The 600-nt window shown below is 68.5% G+C and carries 1 protein-coding gene; it reads right to left on the bottom strand.

Annotation, left to right across the window (positions count from 1 at the left end; translation table 11 throughout):
• A partial coding sequence (gene proB / locus MOV74_RS39880) for a glutamate 5-kinase (RefSeq protein WP_246933074.1) occupies nucleotides 1–600 on the bottom strand: 600 nt, incomplete at both ends.

Raw genomic sequence — 600 nt, 5'->3', positions numbered from 1 at the left:
CGCAGCGCGGTCACCGCGCCGGCATCGATCGTCAGAGTGCCCTTCGGCTCCAGCGTGCCCGCGATCCAGCGTTTTCGCGAGGTGATGGGGTTGGCCGGCGTCAGGAACCAGGTGCAGCGGCCGCCATCGGCGATCGCCTGCAGGGGATGCTCGATCTTGCCGGAGGCGATCAGCATATGCGTGCCGCCTGTCGTCGCGATCTTGGCGGCCTCGACCTTGGTGCGCATGCCGCCGCGCGACAGCTCGGACTCGGCGTCTCCCGCCACGGCCTCGATCTCCGAGGAGATGCTCTCGACCACCGGAATGAGCTTTGCGTTCGGATTGTTCTTCGGCGGGGCGTCGTAGAGCCCGTCGATGTCGGACAGCAGCACGAGCAAGTCGGCGCTCGCCATGGTGGCGACGCGCGCGGCGAGGCGGTCGTTGTCGCCGTAGCGGATCTCGTTGGTGGCGACCGTGTCGTTCTCGTTGATCACGGGGATGGCGCGCCATTCCAGCAGCTTGCCGATGGTGGAGCGCGCGTTGAGATAGCGGCGGCGCTCCTCGGTGTCCTGCAGCGTCACCAGGATCTGGCCGGCGCCGATGCCGTGCGCGCCCAGCACC

Source organism: Bradyrhizobium sp. SHOUNA76 (genome assembly GCF_023006445.1).
GTDB lineage: Bacteria > Pseudomonadota > Alphaproteobacteria > Rhizobiales > Xanthobacteraceae > Bradyrhizobium.
Note: the sequence above shows the minus strand (reverse complement) of the source record. Positions and strands in the feature narration are given on the sequence as shown.